Raw genomic sequence first — 17161 nt, forward strand, 5'->3', positions numbered from 1 at the left:
CTGGGGACCTGGGTCCTGCTGTGGCACAGTGGTGACCGTGACGACCATCGAGCTCGCCAGTGAGCACACCGACGCCGCTTCCCCCTCTCCCAAGGGCGGCAAGCGGATCCTCATGGCCGCCCCGCGCGGCTACTGCGCCGGCGTGGACCGCGCCGTCGACGCCGTCGAGCAGGCCCTGGCCCACTACGGGGCGCCGATCTACGTGCGCAAGGAGATCGTCCACAACAAGTACGTCGTGGAGGCCCTCTCGAAGCGCGGCGCCATCTTCGTCTCCGAGACCGACGAGGTGCCGGTGGGTGCCCGCGTCGTCTTCTCCGCCCACGGCGTCTCCCCGGCCGTCCACGCCGAGGCCGCCGAGCGCCAGCTGGACACGATCGATGCGACCTGCCCGCTGGTGACCAAGGTGCACAAGCAGGCGGTGCGTTTCGCGGACAAGGACTACGACATCATCCTCGTGGGCCACACCGGCCACGAGGAGGTCGAGGGCACTCAGGGCGAGGCCCCCGACCACATCCAGGTCGTCAACGGCCCCCATGAGGTGGACCAGATCGAGGTGCGCGACCCCTCCAAGGTCGTGTGGATCAGCCAGACCACCCTGAGCGTCGATGAGACCCTGGAGACGGTGCGCCTGCTGCGCGAGCGCTTCCCGGAGATGATCGACCCTCCCGGTGAGGACATCTGCTACGCCACCCAGAACCGTCAGGCCGCGGTCAAGCAGATCGCCCCGAAAGTGGACCTCATGATCGTGGTCGGCTCCGGCAACTCCTCGAACTCGGTGCGCCTCAAGGAGGTGGCCCTCGAGACCGGTGCGGGCGCCGCCCACCGGGTGGACTTCGCCAGTGAGATCGACCCGTCCTGGTTCGACGGCGTTGAGACGGTCGGCCTGACCTCGGGCGCCTCGGTGCCGGAGATCCTGGTGCGCGAGGTGGTTGAGCGCCTGGCCGAGCTCGGGTTCGACGACGTCGAGGAGGTGCGCACCACCACGGAGAAGATCTCCTTCTCCCTGCCCAAGAACCTGCGCGCCGACCTCATGGCGGCCCGGGGCGCCTCCTCCTCCCACACGCGTCGCCAGCCGGCCGCCGATCACACCTGCTGAGACTGAGCCTCCCCCGGCCGTGCGGGAGACCGTGAGCGTCAACACACGCCGGGGTGCGGGAGACAGGCCGAACGTGAACGCCGGGTTGCATGCTCGACGATTACCCTCGGTTGGGTGACACACTCCCATGACGAGTCGGCCCCCAGTGGCCCTCCCTCCGCCGGGGCGGGCGGGCGGTCCGGTAGCGGTGGCGCCGACAGTGCTGACCCTGTGACCTCGGCAGACCCTGTCGGCGAGGTGGTCTCCGACGCTTCCGGCCAGGTCTCCAATGAGACTCTGGAGGAGGATGGCGGGCTGCATCGGAGCCTGACCAGCAGGCACATGCAGATGATCGCCATTGGCGGCGCCATCGGCACGGGACTGTTCGTGGCCTCGGGGGCGACGGTCTCCACTGCCGGCCCGGGCGGCGCCCTGGTGGCCTACGCGGCGATCGGCCTCATGGTGCTGCTGCTCATGCAGTCCCTGGGTGAGATGACGGCGCACATGCCGGTGGCCGGCTCCTTCCAGACCTACGCCACCCGGTTCGTCAGTCCTTCCTTCGGCTTCGCCATGGGCTGGAACTACTGGTTCAACTGGGCGATTACGGTGGCGGCCGAGCTGGTGGCCGCCGGAATCGTCATGGGCTACTGGCTGCCGGGGGTGCCCTCGTGGATCTGGGCGGCGCTGTTCCTGGCGTTGTTGACGACGCTTAACGCCCTGTCGGCCCGCGCCTTCGGGGAGGGGGAGTTCTGGCTGTCGGCCATCAAGGTGGTGACGGTCGTCGTCTTCCTGGTGGCGGGTTTGGCGATGATCGTCGGCATCATCGGCGGGAAGTCCCCGGGCTTCAGCAACTGGGTGGTCGACGATGCGCCCTTCCATGGCGGGATGCTGGCGATCGTGTCGGTGTTCATGGTGGCCGGGTTCTCCTTCCAGGGTACCGAGCTGGTGGGGGTGGCGGCCGGTGAGGCCCGCAATCCGCGCCGGGACGTGCCCAAGGCGATCCACACGGTGTTCTGGCGGATCATGATCTTCTACATCGGGGCGATCACGGTCATCGGCTTCCTCATCGCCTTCAACGACAGCCGGCTGCTGCACACCGAGACCGAGGACGTGGCCTACTCGCCCTTCACCCTGGTCTTCGAGCGGGCGGGGATCGGGATCGCGGCGGCCCTCATGAACGCCGTCATCCTCACCGCGGTGCTCAGCGCCGGCAACTCGGGCCTGTACGCCTCGACCCGCATGCTGCACTCGATGGCCCTGCAGGGGCAGGCGCCGGCCTGGTTCTCCTACGTCAACCGCCACGGGGTCCCGGTGCGGGCCCTGGGGGCGACGGCGCTGGTGGGGGCGGCCGGCTTCCTCACCGCCGTGGTGGGGCAGAACACCGCCTACGCGTGGTTGGTCAACGTCTCCGCCCTGTGCGGGTTCATCGTGTGGCTGGGGATCGCCGCGTGCCACTTCCGTTTCCGGCGCGCCTACGTGCTCCAGGGCAACGACCCGGCCGACCTGCCCTACCAGGCGCCCTGGTTCCCGCTGGGGCCGGTCCTGGCCTTCACACTGTGCGCCCTGGTGATCCTGGGGCAGAACTACGAGGCGGTCTTCAAGGGACAGCTGCTGGAGGTGCTCTCCTCCTACATCGGCCTGCCGGTCTTCGGGGCGATCTGGCTGGGGCACCGCCTGGTGACCGGATCGCGCATGGTGCGTCTTGAGGACGCCGACGTCTCCGGCGCCGTCGTCCGCGAGCCCCGCTGAGCCCCGCTTGACCCCCGCTGAGCCGTGCGTCTGCTGGGCTCACGCCCTGAACCCCTATGACCGACGTCGGGGCACCGATCATCTGACCGGTGCCCCGACGTCGACTCGTGCTGGAACCTGCACGGGGTGGAGCTGCTGGTGCCAATAGCTGTCTTGAGACACTCGCTCGGGGTGGTGGTTCTCCTGGAGGCGACGGTGGGCTGAGGGAAGAGGCCTGGTTGCTCGCAGGTGTCCATGGCGCTGACATCAAGACTGCACCGGTGCCGCTCGCCAAGGAGGAACCGCGGAATTCCAACGATCCTTGCGCAGCGCTTCGACGGCGGGATCGTTGATGTCAGCGCTGTGGACACTGGGCTGCCGGTGGGGTCGACGCCGCGGGACCTTGGCGCTGGGGCCGAGCGGGCGGTCCTGCTCTGGCCCGCTGCGCCGGTGTCTGAGACGCCATGACATCCGAAAGTCTCAGAAGTCATGAGACAACAAGGAGGGGCCCTACAGCAGGGACTGGACCCGCACCGTGACCTGGGGTGCGTTCCGGTCCCCGAGGCCGGAGGAGCCGGAGTCCTCCCGTGTCTCGGAGGCGTCGTCACGGTCGGCCTCCTCCGACAGGGAGCGGATGATGGTCTCCTGGACGTCGCGCACGATGTCCTTCACGGGCCTGGAGCCGTCGATGCCGATCTCGATGACGGCCCTGCGCGATCCCGCCTCGACGACCACTCCGAAGCGGGCCTGCTGAGGATCCTGCTGCCGCATGTGGCTGCCGATCGCCCTCAACGTGCTGCCTATCCCCGGCTCGATTCCTCGTACGCCGGGGACAGCAGTGACCAGGTGGGCCAGCTCGGCCGCTGAGAGGCTAGTCGTCATCGTGGAGATCCTCGATGTGGACGTTGACGGTCGGGGACACCCCTAGGTTCTCACGGCAGGCTGCTCTAACGGCGTCGCGGACCCGCTGGGCGAGCTGCGGCAGGCTGCCCACGCTGACGTGGGCGGAGATCCGGCAGAAGATGGTCTCCGGGACCCCCAGGCCGCGGTGGTCCTCACCGGAGGGAGCGTGCTCGAATGAGGACCGCAGGGCGCGCGCGCCGGGCACACGGTCCACGGTGCGTCGGATCAGTGCCCGCAGCGAGAACTCGGACATGCTGTAGGGGCCCAGATCGGTCGCGGGCATCTCCACCTGGGCGCCGTGACGGGTCTCGGCGATGATGGCGTCCATCAGGTGGCGCTGCGGCATCACCGAGGCGCTCGCCTGAGACTCCAGCTGGTCCCACTCCTCATGCAGGGAGGCGATCAGACGCAGGTACTCCCGCGTGTCCTCGTCGTCCTGCTCATGGGACCGGACGAACGACCTGGCCGACGCCGTCGAGCGTCGAACGCTGTGTGAGAGCTGGTTGACGGTGCTCATGCCCACTCCTTCATCTGGCGCATGACGAGAGATCGGGCGCGTGCCAGCCTCCCGCGGACGGTGGACTCGGTGAGGTTCAGGGCCTGGGCGATCTCCTCGTAGGACATGTCGTCGACCTCTCGGAGCACCCAGACGATGCGCAGCTCGGGCCGCACGGAGGCCAGCAGATCGGCCAGCGCCTCGATCTGGGCGTTGACCTCGCTGGACTCGGCCGGATCAGCGGTGCTGCTCGACGTCGTCTCCGCCGTGGCGCTCGCGGTCTCGAGGCTCTCGGCGTCGTAGGGGTCGGTGGCCCGGCGCTGACGCTTGCGCGTCATGCTGGTGGCCTTGTTGGTGCAGATCCGCATGAGCCAGCCCCGAAAGGCGGCAGGCTCCCTGACCAGGTGAAGACTGCGCCAGGCCTGGATGAGGGTCTCCTGGACGATGTCCTCACTGTCGTGACGGTTCCGCACGATCATGTAGGCGGTGCGGAACAGGCGCCCCTGATAGCGCTCGACGAGCTGTTCGAAGGCGTTGATGTCCCCGTCCTGGGCGCGCAGGACCAGGTAGCGGTCCTTGTCGTGGGGCGTGGCGGACGAGGCACTCGGTTGTGCGGCTTGGTGTGGACGCGGGCGAGGTGCCGGCACTGCCTCGTCCTGTATCTCATGCGTCATCGCCATTCCCGGTGATCGCGGGCGAGTGCTGCCCTGTGACGGTCTGCGAGACGTTGCGCGAGCTCGAGGAGCGCTCCAGGCGCACCAGGACGTCGACCTGCCTGGGGCTCGTGCCCAGGGACGTGGTCACGTCGTCCTCGAGTCGGCGCCTGAGCTCGGCCACGGCCCACTCGACCTCGCAGTCCTGGGACACGGTGGTGTCCGCCTGGACCCACAGACTGCTCGGGGAACCGGTGACCCACACGGTGCACCGCTCCACCCCGGGGACGTCCTGCGCCCGCTCGGACAGGGCCTGCGACAGGACATCGGGGGCGACGGTGGCCAGCAGGACGCCCTCGGAGTCGCTGAGCCTCAGGGGAGAGGCGGCCGCCTTGCGGGGGACCTGCATGGCGAGCAGGGCCAGGCCGGCGATGACGGCGAGCACTGACACCAGCGCGGCCGTCGGCAGGAGCCAGTGCGTCTGGGGCGCCATGAGGCCGTCCACTCGGTCCTGCGCTGTGGCCAGGTACGGGGCGGCGTCGGGCCAGGACCGACCGGCACCCAGGCCGGAGGTCAGGAGCCAGGATGACGCCGCCGCGATGAGAAGTCCGCAGCCGGCCAGGACCGTCCTGTTGAGGACACCAGAAACTGAACGCATGGTTGTATCTCCTTCAGCTCGTGCGCCTGATCCGCACGCGGCTGCGTGTGACGCCCACGGGCTGGAGCGTCTGCAGGGCCTCTTCGGCCTTCTTGCGGGCGGCTTCATGCACCGGGTCGAGGTCGTCCAGGACGCTGAGGACGACGACGTCGACCCGTGAGCGACGGGTGGTGACGGCGACGGAGTGGACGCCGCCGATCTGCTCGACCTGGGTCCTCACCAGGTTGGCGAGGTCGCGGCGCCTCACCGCGGTCTGGCCGGGGATGTCGTCGGGGAGGATCTCGACGCGCTCGGGGAGCCCCGGCCACAGGGCCGTGAGGATCAAGGCCATGCCGCAGGCGGCGGCGATCCCAGCGACTGCGAGCACTGGAGCGGATCCGAAGGTGGCGGATCCGATGGCGCCGATCGTGGTGACGGTCCGGTCCGGCCAGGTGCCGGTGACGATCCGGTGTCCTGTCAGCCAGGTCCCCAGGCCTCCGGCCGCGAGCAGCAGCAGTGCCAGGCCGACGCTGGGTGCGCTGCGGGACGGGCGACGAATGAGTTTCGGGACGGGTGTTCTCATTTCAGGCTCTTCCTGACGTGGCTGCTCGGATTGAGCCAGGAGATCTCAATGGTGATCTTGCCGACGCTCAGCCCGGTGAGGTGCTCGACGCGGCTGCGCACGTGTGCGCGCAGGTCCTCGATGGTGGAGGACAGTGGTGCGGGAAAGACCAGGCCGAGGTCCAGGTGGAGGACGGCGACCCGCCCGTAGAGCTCGCACTGGGCCTCAGGTCGGGAGGCGAAGTTGCGGCGGGCGCCGATTCCCAGGAGTCCTCCGGCGTTGGAGCCGACATTGCCGGTCTCATAGGCGGCCTGGGCGGCGATCTGGGCGACGACTCGGGCCGGAATGGTGGTGGTGCCGCGCTGCTCCCAGGAGGGTTCCTCGTCCCGGGTGGGTCCCGGCTGCGTGATTGCGGGCTGGGTCGCGGTCGCCATCGTCACTTCCTTCGCCGATCCAGGATGCTTTGGACATCGACCCGGCCCTCCAGGTAGAGGCCCACCGCCAATCCGGCCAGGCCGCACAGGGCCACCAGGACGAAGTCGGCGAAGGAGCCGAAGGCGAGGATGGTTCCAAGGAACAGGCCCACCAGGAGGGCCAGGTACGTTGTCTTCATGAGAGCTCCTCAGATCAAGGCGTTGGGACGGGTCACTTGAGGTCGGCGGCCTCGGAGTTGTCGGAGTCGTCATCGGGCAGGTGGACGTCGGTGACGTTGATGTTGACCTCGACGACCTCCAGGCCGGTGGTGCCCTCGATCTGCTCGATGATGTTGCGGCGGATGGCGTCGGAGACCTCGACGATGGAGACGCCGTACTCGACCACCACGGTGACCTCGATGGCGGCCTGGGTCTCGCCCTTCTGGACGCTGATGCCGCCGGCGACGTTGGTCTGGGCGTTGGGGATGCGGTCGGTCACCGCGCTGAAGGCGCGGCGCACGGCGTTGCCCATGTCGTAGACGCCGGGAACCTCACGAGCGGCCATGCCGGCGATCTTGGCGACGACGTTCTCGTCGATGGTGGTCACGCCGTGCGAGGTCTGGAGGGGACCGCGGGGGGTCTTGTCCTCCTCGGCCTGCTCGTTGCGCTCGCGCTGCTGGCCGGTCTGAGGGATGGCGTTGTTGCTCATTGGAGTCTCTTTCGTTAATCCGTGAGATGGATGGCGACGGGATGTCGTAGTGCGCGGCCCAGCAGTTGGTCCGTCAAGGCGCCTCGGTGGATGCCGTGGCCGGCTCATGTGGCCGGCCGATGTGACTGACTGTTTTGCTGCCCGTCATGATTGCCGCGCTGAAAGAAGGACGCCGCCGGCCGGGGAATCCTCACGGCCCCACTCCATGGCTTGCGTCACAAAAAGGTGAAACGGGTTCCGTGGAGGCGGTGTGTGCCTCCACGGAACCCGCTTCAGGGCGCTGGGCGGCTACTTGCGGCCGGTGATGGCCAGGTAGGCGGAGATCGCGACGATGGCGGCGATGAGGGACAGGGCCCAGCGGATCCAGTCGATCCCGTTGGTGTCAGCGACACCGAAGAGGCTGGCGACTGCGCCTCCGACGAGTGCGCCCACGGCGCCCAGCACGATGGTCCACAGGATCGAGATGTTCTGCTCGCCGCGCATGACGAGTCGGGCGAGGGCGCCGAGCACGGCGCCGGCGAAGATCATTCCGATGAATGACAGCATGGTGTCTTCCTCCGAGAAGGTCCGATGAGGCGGAGATGTTCTCCAACCGGACGTTGAAATGTTCTGGCAGCGTGTCAGCCAGTCATGAGACAGGAGGCAACGCTCCCTGATAGACGCCATGGAAGCGTCAGTCATCACGGGCCAGGAACGTGGCATGCGTTACATCTCGGTGAGCCCGGTCTGCCTGTCGGCGGTGAGCTCGGGTGCGGTGAAGGTGCGCACCTGGGCGGCGTCTGCGCTGATGGGCGCAGGGGAGCTCACCTGGTCCCCGAGGGTCTCCAGGGATCGGGCGGTCACCAGGAGACGGTTCTCCATGGAGCCGACCGCCTTGTTGTAGGCGGTGACGCTGCGCCGCAGTGCCCCGCCCAGCGCGTCGAGGTGGCCGGCGACGGTCCCCAGCCGCTCGTAGAGGGTACGGCCGAGCTCCAGGAGCTCGCGGGCGTCATCGTTGACGGCGGTGCGGGCCCAGGCCGTGGCGCAGGTGCGCAGCAGGGTCAGCAGCGACACGGGGGAGGCCAGGGCAACGCCCCGCCCCAGCGCGTGCTCCAGGAGCGCTGGGTCCGCCTCCAGGGCGGCCGAGAGCACTGCCTCCGCCGGGACGAAGAGGACCACGAGCTCGGGGGAGTCCCCCAGTGCCCGGTCGTAGCGGCGCGCGGCGAGCTGGTCGACGTGCCCGCGCAGCGCCCTGGCGTGAGCGTCCAGGAGCTCCCTGCGCCGCTCCTCGTCCTCGGGGCCCGCACCCCGGACGGCGGTGGCCGCCAGGTAGGAGTCCATGGGCGCCTTGGCGTCCACGGCGAGGTAGCCGTCCCCGGGCAGGTGGACGACGACGTCGGGCCGGGAACGGCCGGCAGCCCCCTCCTCACCGGCGGCTGAGCCCGCTGAGCCCGCCAGGCCGCCGCGCCGCTGGACGAGCGCCCCTATGGTGCGCTGCTCGGAGAAGTCCACGTGCCGCATCATCCCGGAGGCCTCCAGGACCCGGGCCAGCTCAACCTCACCCCACATGCCGCGCGCCGAGCGTGAGCGCAGCGCCCCCTCCAGGGAGGCCGTGGATCGGGCCAGGTCCTGCTCGCGCAGGGCGGTGTCCCGCAGCTGCTCGGCCAGGGCCGCGTGCTGCTCCGCCCGCTGCTTCTCCAAGGACTCCACCCGGGCCCCGACCTGCTCCAGCTGGCTGCGTACGGGCGCGAGTGCCCGCAGCACGGAGCCGTCCCGCTCGGCGCGCTCCTCGGCCACCTGGGTGCGTGAGGACAGCTCCTCGGCCCGGGCCTGCCACTGGGCGGCCTGCGCCCGCAGCTCCGCCACCTGCTCACCCTCCGACTGGTGCGCGGTGGTGCGCCGGGCGAGCGCGCCGAGGTAGCCGACTACCACCCCGATCGCCAGGCCGACGAGGAGCAGCAGGATGGGAAGAAGGACCGCTGAGGAGCTCATGAACCGATGGTGCCCCCATGGTGTGACATCTATTCCGCGCCCTTAAGCACCACGGCGTCACGCGGCCGCAGATCGCCGCCCCGGACTCGGCCCGCAGGATCGGTCCGCTCCGGCGTCGTCGGGCATGTTTCTCTCAGGCGTGCGTCAACCGGCCGTTCGGAGCTGGGTCAACAGTCCTGCGTCCCGCCCGCCCCTCCACGCGGAGGGTGCGAGGAGACCAAGAGCACTGTCCTTCTACTTCCCCAGGAGTATGGGAATTCGCGCAGGTGGTGCCATGCTTATCGGACGTGAGCCTCTTGCGCAGCATCCAGCTGACCAGCCTCCGAACGATCGCGGTCGTGCTGGTCCTCGCCCTCCTGACCACCATTGTCGCCGCGGTCCTCCTGCCACGAACTGTTCCCGCCACCACGCGCGGCAGCACCGTGGACGGCCCCGCCCGCCCCGCACTGCGCACGGTGCTGCGCGCCGTCGGCCGCTACACGGCGCGCACCGTCCTGGTGAGTGTGCCGGTGGTGCTCGTCATCGCGCTCGGGGGCCTGGTCGTCAACCGGCCCATGCACTACGTGCGCACCCTGGGCGACGTCGTGACAGCCGTTGCCCCTCGCACCCAGGTCACTTCGCGCATCGCGCCCCTGCCGAAGGACTCCGCCTACGACGCCGCCCCGGCCTCGGCCTGGAAGGCATCCTTCCACGACGTCGGCGACGGCTCGCAGGAGGCCACCTGGACCGGTCCGGTCAGCGGCATCACCCTGCCGGTGCGTGTCGTCCTGCCGGCGGGCTACCGGCCTGACGATGGCCGCACCTACAACGTCCTCGTGGGCCTTCACGGCTGGGTCGGCGACCCGCAGTCCCTGGTGACGGGCATTGCCTCACCCCAGCGGCTCCAGGAGGCGATCGACGCCGGCCGCATCCCGCCGTCGATCCTGGTGTTCCCCTCGCTCAACGTGGACGGCGGCCAGCCCGACTGCGTCAACATCGCCGGCCGCCCGGCTGTGGGGACCTGGACCGCGGAGGAGATTCCCCGCATGATCCAGGCGACCTTCCCCAACGTCACCAACCAGCGGGACGGCTGGATGATCATGGGGATCTCGGCGGGCGCCTACTGCGCGGCCCGGACCGCCTACGACGTCCCACAGCGCTTCGGCGCGGTGGGGGTCATGTCCTCCTACGACCTTCCCGGTGAGGGCTCGCTGGCGCACAGCGGTAAGAAGCTCCAGGCGCAGAACGGTCTGTCCACCATGCTGGGTGCGCGCAAGCCCGACGGCATGCGCTTCTACGTCCTGGGGGCACAGGACGACTCCTCCGGTGCGGCCCGGGCCGCCTGGCTCATGGACGACGCGGTGCGCAAACCGGACTCGTTGACGGTTGATACCCCGGCCTCCGGCGGGCACTCCTGGGTCCTGTGGAACGGCTACTTCCCGTCGCTGCTGACGTGGTGGGGCTCGGACCCGGCGGTGTTTAAGGCGGCCGGTGTTCCGGCGCCTCAGGGCGATGTGTGGGCCAAGGCCACGGCTGCCGGCGTGAAGCCCCTGTCGGAGACGCCCAAGGATCAGCGCGTGGTGGGCTCCGTCTCGCCCGTGCGCGCCAAGCCCTTCGAGATCAACGGTCTGGGCACGATCATCGTGGCTGTGGTCGCCTCGCTGGGGGCGCTCGGAGTTGTCATGTTCTGGTCGCCCCGCTGGGGCCGAGGGCGCGACGGCGGCAAGCCGTCAGTGGCGCGGCTGTCCGGTGCGATCCTGGGGCGCGTCGTGGTCATCATGGTGGCGGCGGGCCTGGTCGCGGTGACGGCGGGGATCGGGGCCAATGCCAGTGGTGGCTTCTACACCTCGTGGCGTGATCTGCGGGCTTCGGTCCGAGTGAGCGAGAACGCCGGGAAGTGAGCGGGGCTCCCGACGGCGTGTCCCGGCCGGGGGACGCCGTCGGGGCGCACGGTGTCGGAGGGGCCGTCTAAACTCTCCTGTGTGGCACTTACCATCGGAATCGTCGGACTGCCCAACGTCGGCAAGTCCACCCTGTTCAATGCTCTGACCCGCGCGACCGTCCTGGCCGCCAACTACCCGTTCGCGACTATTGAGCCGAACGTGGGGGTTGTGCCCCTGCCGGATGCGCGCCTGGACAAGCTCGCCGAGCTGTTCCACTCCGCGAGGGTGGTCCCGGCGACGGTCTCCTTCGTGGATATCGCCGGGATCGTGCGCGGTGCCAGCGAGGGAGAGGGGCTGGGCAACCAGTTCCTGGCCAACATCCGCGAGGCGGACGCCATCTGCATGGTGACGCGCGCCTTCGAGGACCCGGACGTGGTCCACGTGGACGGCAAGGTGGAGCCGGCCGGGGATATCGAGACGATCAGCACCGAGCTGGTGCTGGCGGACATGCAGACCCTGGAGAAGGCGATCCCGCGCCTGGAGAAGGAGGTGCGGGGCAAGAAGACGGAGCCCGTGGTGCTGGAGACGGCGCAGGCGGCCCTCAAAGTCCTGGAGGAGGGGACGCTGCTGTCCGCCGGGGCGGAGGCCGCCGGCATCGACGCGGAGGTGCTCAAGACCTTCCAGCTCATGACCACCAAGCCCTTCATCTACGTGTTCAACATGGACGATGCCGGGATGAGCGACGAGGCCCGCCAGGCCGAGCTGCGTGAGCTGGTGGCGCCGGCGGAGGCGATCTTCCTGGATGCCCAGTTCGAGGCCGAGCTGGTCGAGCTGGAGCCCGAGGAGGCGGCGGAGATGCTGCACGAGAACGGGCAGGAGGAGTCCGGCCTGGACAAGCTGGCCCGGGTCGGATTCGACACCCTGGGGCTGCAGACGTATTTGACGGCAGGGGAGAAGGAGTCCCGGGCGTGGACGATCCGCAAGGGCGCGACGGCGCCCCAAGCGGCGGGCGTCATCCACACTGATTTTGAACGGGGCTTTATTAAGGCGGAGATCGTGAGTTATGATGACCTGGTCCAGTACGGCAGCGTTGCCGAAGCCCGCGCTCACGGCCGAGTGCGCATGGAAGGAAAGGACTACGTCATGAGTGATGGAGACGTCGTGGAGTTTAGATTTAATATTTAAGGAGCAGGTCTTCTTGAAGGATGATGGTGAAGTGTAAATTGATTCAATTTTTTTACTGCGCTTCGGAAAATTAAATTAAAGTTACTTTCGGCAAGCCATAGAGCGGAAGGTCTTACGTGAGTCAATTTTCCCCCATTGAAGTTCAAGTAATTGATAAAGATCTTTGGTACTATTCAAAGCAAAAAGTTGATAACTTTGGACTTTCAACGGAAACCAAGGGTGGCGGCTTTTCCATTGCGGGTTCTGGAGGTTCCAAGGAATCCAGTAGAAAGAACGAAAGAGAACGTCTTACTGATGTTGGAAATTTCCTGTTAAAAAATAATTTACTATACACTCAGGAACTGCCCGTCGTTGGCAAGTATCTACTTGTTCGTAGTAACGCAATGTTTGGAAACATGTGGCGTTTCGGCATTGCTGACGACGATCCGATGCGGAATGTAGTTTGGTGGGTTGGGTGCGAGAGTGAGGATATTCGAGTATTCGCCTATGGGGATAGAAGAAATTTTCGTAAACAAGGTGCTATCCCAGATAGCGCGGCACTTAAAAGTACGTGGTACCCCTCAGATTATGGAGCATACTCCAATATACTTTCCAGCGTTACTGCTTCGGTAGGGGGAGAGGAAAAAGCGAATTTCAAAAATTCAAAAGTTAGTTCATTGATCCGTTACTGTTTCAATGATGGAGTTCTTAGAGGGCATGGGCTCGAAGGTGTGTGGGATATTCTAATGCATGTTCACTATGTCGAATCCCAGAATAATGAAGCACCTCTAGTCTGCGGAAGTCCAATTTGGGTTTCACTAAATTAACACTAATACAACTTCGGTTGTTGGTGCCCTGTGCGTAGTTCTGCGAGTCGCCGCGAGCGACCTCATACTCCTCACCTGAACCGGGCCCCTCGAATAATGTTCATGTGAATGTAGACTGATACTAGAATCACGATAGGAGAACATGAAGATAGCGCGCTTTGACATCATGACTCGCGGGAAAGTTAAAGTGATTTCGAAGCGAATCGGAAGAATCTTCGAAAGATTAACTCACAAATCATCTATCTTTGTTAACTCAATAGCACCAAAAGGGTGGGATGAGGGAGTTAACGTAAATAAATTACATAAACTAGTCAAAAATCCATTTCGGTTGATTTATCCAGCAACCTTCTTGTTGGTCGTCACTATAGCGTTGATGGTACTTCCATACTCGTTGTTAGTGGATCCCGTGACGACGGAAGTAGTGACGGCGGTTCTTGGATTCTTCTCGGTTGTCTCTTTATCCTCGGTTTTAGCTCCCTTGGGGGTGGTGCTCTCACTTCTTATCGTGCTTCGAATGACAAAGGTAGTCGCATGGAGAGTCGACATCAAGTCCGTTGTGTTTCATTTGAGCAACTATGTGGGAATTGCTGGAGTCATCGGTTTTTTGTCTGCCGCAACGGCTCCGTTGGTGTTTAGTCTCGGCAGCTCAGAAAATGAATTTTCATCATCATTAATGTTTGATGGAAGTGTTTTATTGAAATTTCCTGCAGCCTTTGGTATTATAGGACTATTGCTGGGGTTATGTACGGCGTCGTGTCATGTCGTAAAAGGAGTCGAAAACGTCTTCTACACGAGTGTCGCACCGGTCCTGCTATTTGACACTTTGGTGGCGATCTTTGCCTTTAGGTTCAATGTAGACCCGTTTAATTTGTGTATAAATCTGAGTGAAAGATACTTGCGTGACCATTCTTCTCTTGTTGCGCAGATGGATTCGCTGTCAGATGCCGAGATTGGTGACTTTATTCGGGACAACCTCCCTCTTGTTGCAGCCCGAGCATTCTCGACATTAGACTTGAACTCCTCCTCCGTTCGTGCCTGGTATGTGGGTGCGGTTGTTGTGGTGTCCGCGATCGGGATGTGTTGGAATGTTTGGAAGGTGCTTCATGTAAAAGGTGGCAATGAAGATTCTGTGAACTCTATTTTTACAGAAAATGAGGATAGTGAAGTTGGTGGTGGCGATAATTTTAATCACATTAAACATGAGGGCGAGGCCCCTAAGTGCCTTAGGTGACTTGCTTGAGAATTCGGTCGATTCGATAGAATATACTAATTGGCTGGTTGGTTTGCTGTATCGTCTGGCGCGGGACTCGGTTCGCGCCAGAAATTCGATGTGGATAACGCCGTAGTTGTTGACTATGGGGACAAGCCTCTGGCGTGTGGGTTGGAGTCTTCACGACATCTTAAGGGTGTGGACGTCGGAATTTTACCTACGAGTGCTGCAATTGTTCTACCCGACTGTGGATCTGATCGTTTCTGGGAGTTCTTTGTACGTGATTGGTGGGCCTGCAAGCCTCTCCAGGGTTGTCAGGCCAATGGAGTCCTGACCAAGATCCTCTATCGTCCGTTTAGGAAGGACGTGGAAACGCCACTGGGATGCCAGGAGTGGGTTGTACTCCTCGTGGGTGCGGGCTGTCTGGATCGCGAAGACGTACACGTCAGCGTTGTAGGTGGGAGTCGGCGTCAGCCCACCCTCTGTGGACCAGATGCGATTGCGAAGCCCCGTGAACTGAATCGTTGAGAGCTTGTACTGGTCCCACGCCTGGAGGTAAGCGGAGGTCTTGACCTCAATCGTGGTCCCATCCGGCGCCAGAACATCGTAAGGATCCCACTCGATTCGCAGCCCAGTCGAACCGACCGCCTTCGCCACCAGAAACTCAGCCAGGTAGCCCCGAGCATTGTTCATCCGGAGATTGGACAGAGCGAAGCGCCAGAAATCCACGACCGTCGCATCCGTACCGGCCACCACCTCCTCACCCGACAGCGGCGTGGGCTTGGGAGCACGGATCGGCGGGGGAGTAGTCATGGGGTCAGTGTCTCAACAAGAACGGAGGTGGTTGCTCAGCCTTCAGACATGGACATGAGGGAAGCGATCACCGCCTGCCGCGAACGGCTCTTCGCGGTCGTCGTTCGATTACACGGATGCTGGCAGCCGTGCAGTCCGCCGTCGTCGCCTCGCTCAGGACGATGCCACGACCGGCTGGCCTTCGCTGGGCTGGACTACGACGAAGCCCGGGCCGTGGAAGGCCAGCTGGAAGGACTCGCCCGACCCGCGTCCAATGAGGGAGCCCATCTTGAAGCTGCTCTTGATCTGCGGCTGCAGGTTCGCCGACCAGCAGATCGCCGCCTGCGGGTCAACGAAGGTCGGCTGCTGCGAGCAGTCCAGAAGCAGCGGCGGACCATCGGAGGACACAGCCACCACGCCCTGCCCCTGAACCACGAGGTTGAACAGCCCGCCTGCAAGGAACCCGGCATTGCCCAGCATCCTGATGTCGTAGCCCAGGTGCGCGTCGAAAGCCAGCAGGGACGGCGTGTTCACCGTGATTGCATCACCCTCCAGCTGGAGCAGGAACACGTTCTGCGCACTACGGGCGAAGAACACCTCACCCTGCCCGGCAACACGCATGAGGTTGCCGCCCTCCCCGGTGGCGGCCTTCTTAATCATGCCGCCCAGGCTCCTCGACCCCTGGTAGGAGAAGTCAATGTTCCCCTGGTAGGCGACCATCGCGCCCTGCGCCGCCAGCACCTCCGGGCCCAGGGCCACACGAAGCATCTTGCTGGACTGGACAGTCCAGCGCTGACCGGTCTCCTGCTCACGGTTGGCCTGCTCAAAAAGGGGACTGCGCATGGAAGGTACCTCTGTTTCATGGGGCGGGACGGATACGGGGCATTGCCGGCTTCAGTCTACTGACCCGCCCATACTCGTCGGGCGCGGAATCGCAACGCAATGGGGATCCCTACCCGCACGGGTAGGGATCCCCTCACTCAGCAGCGTTGCGGCTGCCAGCTCTCAGCGCCTCGGCTCAGGCCCTGCGGCGGTAGGCCAACAGCACACCTCCTGCGATCGCGGCCAGCGCCAGGACGAGCGGGATTCCCACATACGCCCCGGTCCGCGCGAGAGGCGATCCGGAGACGTCCTGCGCCGGGGCACTCGATGCCGACCCGTTCTGTGTCGGGGCGCTCGATGCCGACCCGCTCTGTGTCGGGCCACTTGACGCCGATCCACTCGGTGCCGGGTCACTCGGCGTCGACTCGTTTGTCGCTGACCCGCCAGGCGTCGGCTCACCTGACGCCGACTCACTCGGCGTCGCCTTGCCGGATGCAGAAGGCGCAGGAGTAGCCGACGGCGAGGGCGTGGCCGCCACTGCGGTATAGGTGTTGGTGAAGGGGGCGCTGACTACCTGGTCCTTCTCAGAGACCGTCACCGTCTGGGCCTCCGGGGCCGCCAGGGTGTAGCCGTCGATCGCGGCCGCCTTGGCGTCCTCTGTGACGGTGCACTGCGTACCCGTGGGAACCTTCGGCCCGGAGACCGCCTCGCCGTCGGCCTTGGCCTTCAGCGAGCCCTCGGTGCCGTCGGTGCAGGTGTAGGCGAAGGTGAACTCCTTGCCACCGGCCTGCGCACCCGTCACCGTCTTGAGTACCGAGAAGGACCCGGTTTGGCGGGCGTAGACGTTGGTGAAGGACAGGGCGACGTCCTTGTCCGCGATCGTCACGCTCTGCGCCTCAGGAGTCTTCACGTCGTAGCCGTTGACCTGGGCCGACGACGTCTTCTCCGACACCGAGCACGTCGCCCCGACCGGCAACGCGGGTCCGGACACGGCAGTGCCGTCTCCACGAACCGTCAGCTCACCCTTCACCTCGCCCTCGACGTCGGACGTGCAGCTGTACCCGAAGGTGAAGGCCACGTTCTTGTGGGTCTCGGCGCCGTCGCCCTCCACCTTCTTCGTCACCTGGAAGGTGCTGCGGTTGAGGGTGTAGGTGTTGGTGGCTGAGATGTTGACGGCGGGGTTGTCTCCGCCGAGGACCTCGAAGGTCGCTTTGCCGTCTTGGGCGGGGGTGCCGTTCACGGCCAGAGTGGTTGACAGGCTCGTGGCCTTGACGGGGGCGTCCTTCTCGGTGAGCGTGCACGACCCAGTCAGCACATCGCCCACATGCGCGGTCTCA

General features: G+C 65.2%; 19 protein-coding genes. 6 read left to right on the forward strand and 13 right to left on the reverse strand.

Features of this window, described 5'->3' with window-relative positions:
• Positions 1–46: 46 nt before the first annotated feature.
• Together BKH28_RS08330 and BKH28_RS08335 are read left to right on the forward strand one after the other, a co-directional pair.
• A complete protein-coding gene (locus BKH28_RS08330) occupies positions 47–1096 on the forward strand; it encodes a 4-hydroxy-3-methylbut-2-enyl diphosphate reductase (RefSeq protein ID WP_256695555.1) in 1050 nt (349 codons plus the stop codon).
• A gap of 114 nt (positions 1097–1210) precedes the next feature.
• Complete coding sequence (locus tag BKH28_RS08335; RefSeq protein WP_143224104.1) at positions 1211–2824, forward strand: amino acid permease; 1614 nt, start codon at positions 1211–1213, stop codon at positions 2822–2824.
• Between the two features lie 489 nt (positions 2825–3313).
• Here BKH28_RS08335 and BKH28_RS08345 read toward each other — a convergent pair whose 3' ends face one another.
• From BKH28_RS08345 to BKH28_RS08385, 10 genes are all read right to left on the reverse strand, one after another.
• A complete protein-coding gene (locus tag BKH28_RS08345; RefSeq protein ID WP_075418366.1) occupies positions 3314–3685 on the reverse strand; it encodes a transcriptional regulator in 372 nt (123 codons plus the stop codon).
• Entirely contained in the window at positions 3675–4223 is a 549-nt protein-coding gene (locus BKH28_RS08350; protein ID WP_075418367.1) for a hypothetical protein, read from the reverse strand. The genes BKH28_RS08345 and BKH28_RS08350 overlap by 11 nt, the downstream gene beginning before the upstream one ends.
• On the reverse strand, positions 4220–4876 hold the full coding sequence (locus BKH28_RS08355; protein ID WP_143224105.1) for an RNA polymerase sigma factor: 657 nt from the start codon (positions 4874–4876) through the stop codon (positions 4220–4222). The genes BKH28_RS08350 and BKH28_RS08355 overlap by 4 nt, the downstream gene beginning before the upstream one ends.
• Entirely contained in the window at positions 4866–5513 is a 648-nt protein-coding gene (locus tag BKH28_RS08360; protein ID WP_075418368.1) for a hypothetical protein, read from the reverse strand. The genes BKH28_RS08355 and BKH28_RS08360 overlap by 11 nt, the downstream gene beginning before the upstream one ends.
• A 13-nt stretch (positions 5514–5526) precedes the next feature.
• On the reverse strand, positions 5527–6075 hold the full coding sequence (locus BKH28_RS08365) for a DUF6286 domain-containing protein (protein WP_075418369.1): 549 nt from the start codon (positions 6073–6075) through the stop codon (positions 5527–5529).
• Positions 6072–6488, reverse strand: a complete 417-nt coding sequence (locus BKH28_RS08370) for a hypothetical protein (RefSeq protein ID WP_075418370.1) — start codon at positions 6486–6488, stop codon at positions 6072–6074. The genes BKH28_RS08365 and BKH28_RS08370 overlap by 4 nt, the downstream gene beginning before the upstream one ends.
• Before the next feature lie 2 nt (positions 6489–6490).
• Positions 6491–6667: a hypothetical protein gene (locus BKH28_RS13560; RefSeq protein WP_178388850.1), complete on the reverse strand. Its 177-nt coding sequence runs from the start codon at positions 6665–6667 to the stop codon at positions 6491–6493.
• 32 nt (positions 6668–6699) lie between these two features.
• On the reverse strand, positions 6700–7176 hold the full coding sequence (locus tag BKH28_RS08375) for an Asp23/Gls24 family envelope stress response protein (protein WP_075418371.1): 477 nt from the start codon (positions 7174–7176) through the stop codon (positions 6700–6702).
• A 288-nt stretch (positions 7177–7464) separates the two neighbouring features.
• Positions 7465–7722 carry a GlsB/YeaQ/YmgE family stress response membrane protein gene (locus BKH28_RS08380; RefSeq protein WP_075418372.1) on the reverse strand — a complete coding sequence of 86 codons (258 nt, stop codon included), beginning with the start codon at positions 7720–7722 and terminating at the stop codon, positions 7465–7467.
• 159 nt (positions 7723–7881) lie between these two features.
• Positions 7882–9147, reverse strand: coding sequence for a DNA recombination protein RmuC (locus tag BKH28_RS08385; protein ID WP_075418373.1), 1266 nt, complete (start codon positions 9145–9147; stop codon positions 7882–7884).
• Between the two features lie 287 nt (positions 9148–9434).
• Here BKH28_RS08385 and BKH28_RS08390 point away from each other — a divergent pair, with 287 nt between their 5' ends.
• From BKH28_RS08390 to BKH28_RS13390, 4 genes are all read left to right on the forward strand, one after another.
• A complete protein-coding gene (locus tag BKH28_RS08390) occupies positions 9435–11027 on the forward strand; it encodes an alpha/beta hydrolase (RefSeq protein ID WP_256695553.1) in 1593 nt (530 codons plus the stop codon).
• A gap of 81 nt (positions 11028–11108) precedes the next feature.
• The gene (gene ychF, locus BKH28_RS08395) at positions 11109–12194 is read left to right on the forward strand and encodes a redox-regulated ATPase YchF (RefSeq protein ID WP_075418374.1); all 1086 of its coding nucleotides are present in this window, start codon (positions 11109–11111) and stop codon (positions 12192–12194) included.
• Between the two features lie 116 nt (positions 12195–12310).
• Positions 12311–13000 carry a hypothetical protein gene (locus tag BKH28_RS13385; protein WP_143224106.1) on the forward strand — a complete coding sequence of 230 codons (690 nt, stop codon included), beginning with the start codon at positions 12311–12313 and terminating at the stop codon, positions 12998–13000.
• A 142-nt stretch (positions 13001–13142) separates the two neighbouring features.
• Positions 13143–14231, forward strand: coding sequence for a hypothetical protein (locus BKH28_RS13390; protein WP_143224107.1), 1089 nt, complete (start codon positions 13143–13145; stop codon positions 14229–14231).
• A 216-nt stretch (positions 14232–14447) separates the two neighbouring features.
• Here the strand turns inward: BKH28_RS13390 and BKH28_RS08400 are convergent, their stop codons facing one another.
• The 3 genes from BKH28_RS08400 to BKH28_RS08410 all read right to left on the reverse strand — a co-directional run.
• Positions 14448–15023, reverse strand: coding sequence for a hypothetical protein (locus tag BKH28_RS08400; protein WP_075418375.1), 576 nt, complete (start codon positions 15021–15023; stop codon positions 14448–14450).
• Between the two features lie 153 nt (positions 15024–15176).
• Positions 15177–15845: an AIM24 family protein gene (locus BKH28_RS08405; RefSeq protein ID WP_075418376.1), complete on the reverse strand. Its 669-nt coding sequence runs from the start codon at positions 15843–15845 to the stop codon at positions 15177–15179.
• Between the two features lie 175 nt (positions 15846–16020).
• On the reverse strand, positions 16021–17161 hold a 1141-nt coding region (locus BKH28_RS08410; RefSeq protein ID WP_256695554.1), incomplete at its 5' end, for a DUF5979 domain-containing protein.

Origin of the sequence: Actinomyces oris (assembly GCF_001937665.1) — a bacterium.
Classification (GTDB): domain Bacteria; phylum Actinomycetota; class Actinomycetes; order Actinomycetales; family Actinomycetaceae; genus Actinomyces; species Actinomyces stomatis.

Coding starts and splice junctions, on each gene's coding strand:
- BKH28_RS08345 (WP_075418366.1), bottom strand. CDS start 3,685: ATGACGACTAGCCTCTCAGCGGCCGAGCTGGCCCACCTGGTCACTGCT.
- BKH28_RS08350 (WP_075418367.1), bottom strand. CDS start 4,223: ATGAGCACCGTCAACCAGCTCTCACACAGCGTTCGACGCTCGACGGCG.
- BKH28_RS08355 (WP_143224105.1), bottom strand. CDS start 4,876: ATGACGCATGAGATACAGGACGAGGCAGTGCCGGCACCTCGCCCGCGT.
- BKH28_RS08360 (WP_075418368.1), bottom strand. CDS start 5,513: ATGCGTTCAGTTTCTGGTGTCCTCAACAGGACGGTCCTGGCCGGCTGC.
- BKH28_RS08365 (WP_075418369.1), bottom strand. CDS start 6,075: ATGAGAACACCCGTCCCGAAACTCATTCGTCGCCCGTCCCGCAGCGCA.
- BKH28_RS08370 (WP_075418370.1), bottom strand. CDS start 6,488: ATGGCGACCGCGACCCAGCCCGCAATCACGCAGCCGGGACCCACCCGG.
- BKH28_RS13560 (WP_178388850.1), bottom strand. CDS start 6,667: ATGAAGACAACGTACCTGGCCCTCCTGGTGGGCCTGTTCCTTGGAACC.
- BKH28_RS08375 (WP_075418371.1), bottom strand. CDS start 7,176: ATGAGCAACAACGCCATCCCTCAGACCGGCCAGCAGCGCGAGCGCAAC.
- BKH28_RS08380 (WP_075418372.1), bottom strand. CDS start 7,722: ATGCTGTCATTCATCGGAATGATCTTCGCCGGCGCCGTGCTCGGCGCC.
- BKH28_RS08385 (WP_075418373.1), bottom strand. CDS start 9,147: ATGAGCTCCTCAGCGGTCCTTCTTCCCATCCTGCTGCTCCTCGTCGGC.
- BKH28_RS13390 (WP_143224107.1), top strand. CDS start 13,143: ATGAAGATAGCGCGCTTTGACATCATGACTCGCGGGAAAGTTAAAGTG.
- BKH28_RS08400 (WP_075418375.1), bottom strand. CDS start 15,023: ATGACTACTCCCCCGCCGATCCGTGCTCCCAAGCCCACGCCGCTGTCG.
- BKH28_RS08405 (WP_075418376.1), bottom strand. CDS start 15,845: ATGCGCAGTCCCCTTTTTGAGCAGGCCAACCGTGAGCAGGAGACCGGT.